We start from the raw sequence: 7,542 nt of genomic DNA, 5'->3' as shown, positions 1-7,542 counted from the left end.
GTACACATCCATCAAGCTCACAACACGGTTGATGCGGGCGGGAATTGAGGCGTCCATGGGATCGGTGGGCGACTCGTTCGACAATGCCCTGGCGGAGAACCTGTGGATGCTGGTCAAAACCGAGTGCATCCGCGGCCGGGTATTCGCCACCAGAGCCGAGGCCAACCTCGCGCTCTTCGAGTATCTCGATGGGTTCTACAACCCCCGCCGCATCCAGAAACGACTCGGCTACCTCAGCCCCATCGAGTTCGAGGAGAAGCACTACGCCAACCAGGCAACGGCCGAACCGGTGAACCTGAAACCCCGCAAACCTGCCCTGACCAGCTAGTCAGCCACTCCCGCACAGCGGGGGAAGCTCAGACCAGGCGCAACACCCGCCGAAGCTCCCGCAGGAACGGGCAGCCGGCACCCCGCGAACTGGTCCGGGACTGACCAGTTCCAAGGATAGCGCCCTCTCCTTGCCACGATCACTCGCGCATACCGGCTCACGCGGGCGAGTCGAGCATCGCTTTGAGGATGCGTTGCAGCTCGGCGCGGTCCTGGGGGGTGACCCTCGCCAACCTGCGGTCGTACTCCGCCGCGAGGGCGGCAAGTGCTCGATCGCGTGCTTTCGTGCCCTCGTCGGTCAGCGCGAGCCGGTGACGCCGCAGGTCCGCCTCGTCGATCTCGCGGCGGATGAAGCCCTTGGTGACGAGGTTGCGGACGTAGACCGTCACGCTCGCCTTGGGCAGTAGTAGCGCGGTTGCGATCTCGGCCGGGTACGGCGATGCCTCCACCTCGGCCAGGACGAAGAACTCCTTCGTCTCCAACCCGAGCTCGGCCAGCTCCTCCGTGCAGGCATCCATCACGACTGCCAGCAGCCGCTGGTTCAGCGTCCACAGCTGCGCCCCGTCGACCGGCATACGGCCCTCCGTTTCATGTGCTACAGTTTCGTACTAGTTCCAGATCGTACAAGATGCTGTCTTGTACTGGGCTCCTATGGAACAACAATCTCGCGAAGGAAGCCAGTCATGATCCAGCACCTCACGATGCCGCGCGGTCCCATCAACCTTGCCGCGGACCTCCACCTGCCTGACAACGCCGACAGCAGCGCACCGCTGCCCGCCGTGGTGCTCTCCACCCCCGGCAGCAGCGTCAAGGAGCAGATCGGCGCCAACTACGCCTCCCGTCTCGCCGCCCACGGCATCGCCGCCCTTGTCCTCGACCCCGCCCATCAGGGTCAGAGCGAGGGCGAGCCCCGCGACCTCGAAGACCCCTACCGTCGAGGTGAGGACATCTCCTACGCCATCGACGTGCTCACCACGACCCCCGGCGTCGACCCGCAGCGCATCGGCGTCCTCGGCATCTGCGCCGGTGGCGGCTACGCCGTTCACACCGCCCGCACGGACCACCGCATCAAGGCGGTCGGTACGGTCGTCCCCGTCAACATCGGCAACGCGTTCCGCAGCTTCTCCCCCGACGGTCCGGCCGCAGCACTCGACGCCCTCGCGGACGCACGGACCGAAGAGGCCCGCTCCGGCGAGATGACCCGCGTGAACTGGCTGCCCGACACCCTCGAGGACGCCGCGGCAGCGGGCTTGACCGGCATCGACACCACTCAGGCCATCACCTACTACCGCACCGAGCGCGGCGGCAACGAACACTCCACGAACCGGCGCCTCCTGCGCGGCGACTCCCTCCTGCTGGGCTACGACGCCTTCCACCTGGCCGATCAGCTCATGACCCAGCCCCTGCAGGTCATCCTCGCCGGACGCATCGGCAACACCGGCTCCTACGACATGGGCATGCAGCTGTGGAAGCTGGCCCCCAACCCCATCGACCTCATGGTGATCGACGGCGCCGGCCACTACGAGATGTACGACGAATCCGCATACGTCGACGCCGCCGTCGAACGACTCACCAGCTTCTACGCGAACAACCTGTGACTGCGGGCATGGGCATCCAACAACGTGACAATGCCCCGCCACTTCTACCAGGACGTGCTCGGCACCGTCCCCAGCTTTGCTGACTTCGTCTCGACACAAGGCCCCGAGGAGCACACACCTTGCTGGGAGCTCGTCGTCGCAGTTGACGCCCCGGACGCCGTGGCCGCTCGCGTACGCGGTCTGGGGCACGCCATGATGGACGGGCCCGATCACGCCGGCGAGCAGCGTCTTACCAGCCCGGACGGACTGACGTTCCATATCCAGGCTGCCGCCTCATGAAGCCGCGGGCAGGCGGCCGCCCGCTGTGTGACGTGCGGTGCCGGCTGGCGGTCGAAGGTCAGACCGAGGCATCCTGCTGGGAGTGTGCGGCGTCCAGGCGGGTGCGGAGGGTGGCGGCGAAGTCTTCGGCGCGGGCCAGCTGGATACGCAGCTCCTCGATCTTGCGGCTGGCGTCCTGTTCGTAGGTCAGCACCCGCTCCAGGAGTGCCTCGCGCTCGGCGTCGTCGGTCGTCTCGGCATGGTCGAGTCGGTCGGTGGCATCGAGCAGGTCACGCATCTGCTCCAGGGTGAAGCCCAGGGGCTTCATGCGGCGGATGACCATGAACCGCTGCACATCGGACTCCGTGTAGAGGCGGAATCCGCCCTGGGAGCGGGCGGAAGGGATGACCAGGCCGGTCTCCTCGTAGTGCCGGATGGTGCGCAGGGACAGCTCCGTCCGCGCGGCGGCCTCGCCGATCTGCATGTGCTTGCCGTCCACGCCCGTGTCCCTGGCCCTTCTCCTCGGGGCGGACCGCGTCCCGTGCGACCCCGCCGATCCCCACTCTAACGTTAAGGTAGAGTTATCGGTGGTGAGGGCGGCCCGGCTGCCCCGCTGTTGCCGTTCCGGGGCCGATGACGCCCCCGGCGAAGATCCGATTCTTGCAGGAGTGAGCGTGCGCGAGCCCATGACGCCGATCGCCGCCGCTTGCCCGCCGTGACCCTTCGCCCCCGGATGTGAGCCGCCCGGCTGCCCGTGCCCGCCGCCCGCCTCGCGTCCGTCCCCCCCTGACTTCCGGCCTACTCTGTGGGCCGTCCGCGGGGTGCCGGCCCGGCCCCCGCGTGTCCTTCCCGCACGCCCCCGGCCTGGCGCAGGGGGGTGCCCGAGCACGACAGGTACCCGTTTCCTTGTCTTCTGCTGCTGTGACTCCCGCCGCGCGGCTGCGCGGCCTCAAGCCGGACTGGCTGAACAACCCGAAGATCTGGCGCACCGAGGTCCTCGCCGGCCTGGTCGTCGCCCTCGCGCTGATCCCCGAGGCGATCTCCTTCTCGATCATCGCCGGTGTCGACCCCGCCGTCGGCCTATTCGCCTCGTTCACCATGGCCGTGGTCATCTCGATCGTCGGCGGACGACGCGCGATGATCTCCGCCGCCACCGGCGCCATCGCCCTCGTGATCGCCCCCCTGAACCACGAGTACGGCCTGGGCCACCTGATCGCCGCCGTCATCCTCGCCGGCATCATCCAGGTCGCTCTCGGCGCGCTCGGCGTGGCGAAGCTGATGCGGTTCATTCCGCGCTCGGTGATGGTCGGCTTCGTCAATGCCCTCGCCATCCTGATCTTCATGGCCCAGGTCCCCGAGATGCGCGACGTCCCGTGGGCCGTCTACCCGCTGATCATCGGCGGCCTGGCGCTCATGGTGTTCTTCCCGAAGGTCACCACCGTCATCCCGGCCCCGCTCGTGTCCATCGTCATCCTCACCGTCATCACGGTCGCGGCCGGCATCGCCGTGCCGACCGTGGGCGACAAGGGCGAGCTGCCGTCGTCCCTACCCGTGCCGGGCCTGCCCGACGTGCCGTTCACCCTGGACACCCTGGCGACGATCGCCCCGTACGCGTTCGCGATGGCGCTGGTCGGCCTGATGGAGTCGCTGATGACCGCCAAGTTGGTCGACGACATCACCGACACCCACTCCAACAAGACCCGCGAGTCCATCGGCCAGGGCGTCGCCAACATCGTCACCGGTTTCTTCGGCGGCATGGGCGGCTGCGCCATGATCGGCCAGACGATGATCAACGTGAAGGTCTCGGGCGCCCGCACCCGCCTTTCCACTTTCCTGGCTGGCACCTTCCTGATGATGCTGTGCATCGTCTTCGGCCCGGTCGTCTCCGACATCCCCATGGCCGCCCTGGTCGCCGTCATGATCATGGTGTCGTTCGCCACCTTCGACTGGCACTCCGTCGCCCCCAGGACCCTCAAGCGGATGCCCGCGGGCGAGATCGCCGTGATGGTCATCACCGTGGCCACCGTGGTCGCCACCCACAACCTCGCCGTCGGCGTCGTCGTCGGCGCGATCACCGCCATGGTCATCTTCGCCAAGCGGGTCGCCCACCTCGCCGAGGTCACCGCCGTCACCGATCCCGACCACACCACCGTCGTCTACCGGGTCACCGGTGAGCTGTTCTTCGCCTCCTCCAACGACCTCGTCGGCCAGTTCGACTACGCCGGCGACCCCGCAAAGGTCGTCATCGACCTCTCCGCCGCGCACATCTGGGACGCCTCCTCCGTCGCCGCCCTTGACGCCATCGAGAACAAGTACGCCCAGCGCGGCAAGGCCGTCGAGATCATCGGCCTGAATGACCCGAGTGCCGACCTCCACGGCAAGCTCACCGGCGAACTCGCAGGCAGCCACTGACCTCGTCGCCGCACGCCCACAGCAGAGGACCTCGGCCCAACCGGCCGGGGTCCTCCCGTCTCGTCCTGGCGCTCTACTCCGGTGAAGGACCGTCGTAGGTACCGAAGGTCCACAGATTGCCCTCCGGGTCCCGCACCGTGCACACGTACGCCACGGCACCCGACCCGAACCGGGTCTCATGCGGCGCTTCGAGAACCTCACCACCGGCGTCGACCACCCGCCGGTGCACCGCGTCCACCTCGTCACTCACCACGTAGACCGCACTGGTGCCCGCCCGCATCCGCCCGTGCACGCTCTCCGTGTGCCTCGTCGAACCAAACACCAGCGCACCACCGCCAGGCCAGCGCAGCTCCGCGTGCCCGACCCCGCCGTGCTCATCCGGCGCGGCGACTACTTCGGCGAACCCCAGCACATCGACCAGGAAACGCAGCGCCGCCCTGGTGTCGTCGTAGTGCAGGACCGGCCAGACGGACGAGGGAGAATCTTCAGGCGACATGCCGCTCATCGTAGGACCGAAGGCCGTCACCCCGCAGAGCCCAAGCCACCGACGCGTACGGGCCTGGCGCCGGGTGTGTCCAGCGAAAAGCCCCGATGTCCCCGGTGACGGCCTCGACGCGCGCGAGGACAAGCAGCCGGCCGCGTTCACCCGCGTGCCGCCGCAGGACCTCCAGGCCGAACAGTCGGTCCTCGGGTCGCTGCTGCTGTCCGGCAGCCCGAAGAGCGCTTCCTACCGGTTCTTCGGCGAGATCCTGGACACGGGTCTCGTCGCCGAGGAGTACTACCGGCCCGCCCACCAGATGATCCACCGCGCGATCCTGGATGTGCACCAGGCGGGCGAGCCCGTGGACCCGGTCACCGTCGGCAACGCGCTGACCGAGCGGGGGGAACTGGCCCGGGTCGGCGGCGCCTCCTACCTGCACGTGTGCGTACAGGCACCGCCCACCCCCGCGCACGGCCCGCGCTACGCCGAGATCGTCCGCGCCAAGGCCTACCGGCGCGCGGTCATCGAGTCGGCCAACCGCATCATCGAGTACGCCTTCAGCGAGGCCGGCGACGAGGACGAAGTGCGCGCCCTGGTCGAGCAGCAGCTCACCGACATCGTCGCCGGCACTCCGGGCCTGCACCAAGCACCGCCCGCGGTCGGCGACCCCTACCTCGACTTCGTCGCGGAGACCGAAGACATCCAGAACGGACGGCGGGTCGGCCTGACCTACGGCTTCGCCGACCTCGACACCCTCACCTCCGGCATGCAGCCGGGCAACGTGACCGTGGTGGCCGCGCAGTCCGGCGTGGGCAAGTCCACGCTCGCGCTGAACATGGCCGTCGCCGCCGCCAAGACGGGCGCCCCGTGCTGTTCTCCTCACTGGAGATGAGCAGCACCGAGCTGATGCAGAAGATCGCCGCCGCCGAGGGGAAGATCGCCCTGCACCACCTCACCCACCAGGGCGGCCTCATCCCGGAAGGGTGGGAGACCATCCACGCCCTGGGACCGAAGCTGTTCCAGAAGCTGCCGCTGCGGGTCTACCGGCCCGACGGCGCGTCCCTGGGCGACATCGCCTCCGCCGCCCGGGCCAGCGCCCGCGCCGAAGGCCTCGGCCTGCTGGTCGTGGACTACGTGCAGCTGGTCGAGACCGAGCAGTCCCGCAACACCACCCGCGAGCAGGCCGTCGCCACCGTCTCCCGCGGCCTGAAGAACCTCTCCGTCCAGCTCGGCTGCCACGTCATCGCCCTGTCCCAGCTCAACGACGACGGCCTCATGCGCGAATCCCAAGCCATCAAGAACGACGCATCGGTGGCCATCAAGGTCGAGCGGCCCGACGCGCAGGACAAGGAGTCCCCGCGCGCCGGTGAGGTCGACCTGGTCATCGAGAAGAACCGGTTCGGGCCCACCGCCTGCGTGACCGTCGCCAGCCAGCTGCACTACTCCCGGTTCGTCGACATGGCCCGCACCTGACCCGCCCCCGAGGCTGCTATGTCGTGTCAAGCCGCTTGAGCGAGTTCTTCGACGTTGCCGAGTTGGTTCCGGTCGGAGCGCTCAAGGATCTTGAAGACCTGGCGGCAGACCACCCGCTTGAGGCACCGCTGCGCGTCACGGGAAGTCTTTCCTTCAGCGATCTTGCGTGCGACGTACGTCTTCGTAGAGGGATCGAGTTGCATCCGGATCAAGGTGATCGTGTGCATGGCCCGGTTAAGCTGTCGGTCGCCGCTGCGGTTGAGTCGGTGCCGGTTAGTCAGCCCGGACGAGGCAGGAATCGGCGAGACGCCGGCGAAGGAGGCGAAGGCGGCTTCCAAGCGGAATCGTCCCTGGTGAGACCAACTGACCAAGATCTGGGCGGCGGTGATCGGCCCGACTCCGAGCAAGCCGAGAAGCACGGGGGCCTGCTGCCGTACCAGCGTAAGGATCTCGTTCTCGAGCTCCTTGGCCTCGGCCTGCAGGGCCTGGACGCGTTGGGCCGTGGACCGCATGGCCCGCACCGTCATCCGGTGTTCCAGGTCTTGGGCCGGGCGGTCACGGAACTGAGCACAGTAGGCGATCTGGGCGGGGCGCTTGAGCTTCCGCAGCTCGGAGCGGAGGTCGTCCGGCGCGGAGACGATCAGGGCTTTGAGCTGGTTGATCGCGGCGGTGGAAGCGAGGACCGCGCCGTGACGGGTGGCAAGCAGCACCCGCAGTGCCTCACGTTCGCCGCGGAGGCGGGACTGGATCAGATGCTCGGTGGTCAGGGCCTTCTTGGCGGCCCTGACGGGGTCGAGCATGTCGGTCTTGCGGCCGCCGCGGTTGGCCGCTCGTTTCGGGCGGCAGACCTCGACGACCTGTTCGCCGGCCTGGTTCAGGAAGGCCGCGAGGCCGGCACCGTAGCTGCCGATGCCTTCCAGGGCCCAGCAGCGGCGGCCGGGAACCTGCTGGCGGGCGAAGTCCAGCAAGGTGCGGGTGTGTCCAGCGAGTGGC

8 protein-coding genes and 1 pseudogene are annotated in these 7,542 nt (G+C 68.3%); 5 read left to right on the top strand and 4 right to left on the bottom strand.

From position 1 onward, the window contains the following. A partial coding sequence (locus KYY02_RS33140) for an IS3 family transposase (RefSeq protein ID WP_371244652.1) occupies nt 1–328 on the top strand: 328 nt, incomplete at its 5' end. Between the two features lie 157 nt (nt 329–485). Here the strand turns inward: KYY02_RS33140 and KYY02_RS33135 are convergent. After that, nucleotides 486–902, bottom strand: coding sequence for a MarR family winged helix-turn-helix transcriptional regulator (locus KYY02_RS33135; protein ID WP_371244650.1), 417 nt, complete (start codon nt 900–902; stop codon nt 486–488). Between the two features lie 15 nt (nt 903–917). Here KYY02_RS33135 and KYY02_RS33130 point away from each other — a divergent pair, with 15 nt between their 5' ends. Both KYY02_RS33130 and KYY02_RS33125 read left to right on the top strand, forming a co-directional pair. After that, the gene (locus KYY02_RS33130) at nt 918–1,925 is read left to right on the top strand and encodes an alpha/beta hydrolase (RefSeq protein WP_371244649.1); all 1,008 of its coding nucleotides are present in this window, start codon (nt 918–920) and stop codon (nt 1,923–1,925) included. 24 nt (nt 1,926–1,949) lie between these two features. After that, nucleotides 1,950–2,204 (top strand): hypothetical protein, encoded by a 255-nt coding sequence (locus KYY02_RS33125; protein ID WP_371244648.1) that lies wholly within the window; start codon nt 1,950–1,952, stop codon nt 2,202–2,204. 58 nt (nt 2,205–2,262) lie between these two features. On the opposite strand, the gene KYY02_RS33120 is transcribed toward KYY02_RS33125, so the two are convergent. After that, nucleotides 2,263–2,682: a MerR family transcriptional regulator gene (locus KYY02_RS33120; RefSeq protein WP_371244645.1), complete on the bottom strand. Its 420-nt coding sequence runs from the start codon at nt 2,680–2,682 to the stop codon at nt 2,263–2,265. A 422-nt stretch (nt 2,683–3,104) separates the two neighbouring features. Between KYY02_RS33120 and KYY02_RS33115 the strand changes: the two genes are divergently transcribed. After that, a complete protein-coding gene (locus KYY02_RS33115; protein WP_371244643.1) occupies nt 3,105–4,595 on the top strand; it encodes a SulP family inorganic anion transporter in 1,491 nt (496 codons plus the stop codon). Nucleotides 4,596–4,668: 73 nt separating this feature from the next. On the opposite strand, the gene KYY02_RS33110 is transcribed toward KYY02_RS33115, so the two are convergent. Then, on the bottom strand, nt 4,669–5,091 hold the full coding sequence (locus KYY02_RS33110) for a VOC family protein (protein ID WP_371244641.1): 423 nt from the start codon (nt 5,089–5,091) through the stop codon (nt 4,669–4,671). On the opposite strand from KYY02_RS33110, the pseudogene KYY02_RS33105 reads away from it, so the two are divergent. Further along, nucleotides 5,090–6,549: pseudogene (locus tag KYY02_RS33105) on the top strand (DnaB-like helicase C-terminal domain-containing protein). The gene KYY02_RS33110 and the pseudogene KYY02_RS33105 overlap by 2 nt on opposite strands. A 26-nt stretch (nt 6,550–6,575) precedes the next feature. Here KYY02_RS33105 and KYY02_RS33100 read toward each other — a convergent pair. After that, nucleotides 6,576–7,542 (bottom strand): transposase (locus tag KYY02_RS33100; protein ID WP_371244639.1); only part of this gene is annotated, 967 nt, incomplete at its 5' end.

The organism is Streptomyces pimonensis (assembly GCF_041380215.1).
GTDB classification, from domain to species: domain Bacteria; phylum Actinomycetota; class Actinomycetes; order Streptomycetales; family Streptomycetaceae; genus Streptomyces; species Streptomyces pimonensis.
This window is presented reverse-complemented; position numbering and strand designations above follow the sequence as displayed.

Coding starts and splice junctions, on each gene's coding strand:
- KYY02_RS33135 (WP_371244650.1), bottom strand. CDS start 902: ATGCCGGTCGACGGGGCGCAGCTGTGGACGCTGAACCAGCGGCTGCTG.
- KYY02_RS33130 (WP_371244649.1), top strand. CDS start 918: ATGTGCTACAGTTTCGTACTAGTTCCAGATCGTACAAGATGCTGTCTT.
- KYY02_RS33110 (WP_371244641.1), bottom strand. CDS start 5,091: ATGTCGCCTGAAGATTCTCCCTCGTCCGTCTGGCCGGTCCTGCACTAC.